Raw genomic sequence first — 1,670 nt, forward strand, 5'->3', positions numbered from 1 at the left:
AAGTCCGCTACGCCCGCGACGCCTTCGAAGGACTCCGCCTCATGGACGCCCTCATGGGCGTCAAAAGGGGAGTCCCGGGCGTCGCACTCCCGCCCCTCAAGCAGCGCCGTGTCCCGCAGCGGGCCGCCGCCCTCGACGTCCGGGAACCGCAGGAGACGGGCCGCTCCGACGTGGCCGTCGACCACCCCGTCCCCGAGCCGCCCTTCTTCGGCACCCGCGTCGTCAAGGGCATCCCGCTCAAGGAGTACGCGGGCTGGCTGGACGAGCAGGCGCTCTTCAAGGGCCAGTGGGGCCTCAAGCACGCCGAGTCGATCGAGCGCGAGGGCCGTCCCCGGCTGCGCGGCTGGCTCGACCGGCTGCACACGTCCCGGCTCCTCGAAGCGGCCGTGGTGCACGGCTACTTCCGCTGCGTCTCCAAGGGCGACGACCTGATCATCCTGGACGAGGACGGCGGCGAGCGGACCCGCTTCACCTTCCCGCGCCAGCTCCGCGGCCGCCGGCTCTGCCTCGCGGACTTCGTCCGTCCGGAGGAGTCCGGCGAGACCGATGTCGTCGGCTTCCAGGTCGTCACCGTGGGCAGCCGCATCGGCGAGGAGACGGCCCGTCTCTTCGCGGCGGACGCCTACCGCGACTACATGGAGCTGCACGGCCTCTCCGTCCAGCTCGCCGAGGCCCTCGCCGAGTACTGGCACGCCCGCGTCCGCGCCGAACTCGGTATCGCGGGAGCCGATCCCGGCTCCGTCGACGGCATGTTCCGTACGGAGTACCAGGGCTGCCGCTACTCCCTCGGCTACCCGGCCTGCCCGGAGCTGGCGGACCGGGCGAAGATCGCCGATCTGCTGCGGCCGGAGCGGATCGGCGTCCACCTCTCGGAGGAGTTCCAGCTCCACCCCGAGCAGTCCACCGACGCCATTGTCATGCACCACCCCGAGGCCACCTACTTCAACGCGGGAGGCCGCAGATGACCTCCGCCGCCGCACCCTTCCAAGGAGCACGACCCATGTCTGCCGAGTTCACGGATTTCAAGGTCGCCGACCTTTCCCTCGCCGCCTTCGGGCGCAAGGAGATCACCCTCGCCGAGCACGAGATGCCCGGCCTGATGTCGATCCGCCGGGAGTACGCCGAGGCGCAGCCGCTGGCCGGTGCCCGGATCACCGGCTCTCTGCACATGACCGTACAGACAGCGGTGCTGATCGAGACGCTGGTCGCCCTCGGCGCCGACGTCCGGTGGGTGTCCTGCAACATCTACTCCACGCAGGACCACGCGGCGGCGGCGATCGCGGCCGCCGGCATCCCCGTCTTCGCCTGGAAGGGCGAGACGCTGGAGGAGTACTGGTGGTGTACGGAGCAGGCGCTGACCTGGCCCGGCCACGCGGGCCCGAACATGATCCTGGACGACGGCGGTGACGCGACACTGCTGGTCCACAAGGGCGTCGAGTACCAGAAGGCCGGCGCCGTCCCGGACCCGGCCACGGCGGAGAACGAGGAAATGGCCCTGGTCCTGGGCCTCCTCGCCACCACCACCCTGGACTGGACGGCACTGGCCGCCGAGATCCGGGGCGTGACGGAGGAGACCACCACGGGCGTCCACCGCCTGTACGAGATGCACCAGGCCGGCACCCTGCTCTTCCCGGCGATCAACGTGAACGACGCGGTGACGAAGTCGAAGT

2 protein-coding genes are annotated in these 1,670 nt (G+C 70.5%); both read left to right on the plus strand.

Translation table 11 applies throughout. From position 1 onward, the window contains the following. On the plus strand, positions 1 to 965 hold a 965-nt coding region (locus tag ACZ6ZT_RS35190), incomplete at its 5' end, for a vitamin B12 dependent-methionine synthase activation domain-containing protein (RefSeq protein WP_469724516.1). A 35-nt stretch (positions 966 to 1,000) separates the two neighbouring features. Next, on the plus strand, positions 1,001 to 1,670 hold a 670-nt coding region (locus ACZ6ZT_RS35195; RefSeq protein ID WP_469724517.1), incomplete at its 3' end, for an adenosylhomocysteinase.

The organism is Streptomyces sp. NPDC102258, assembly GCF_055584685.1.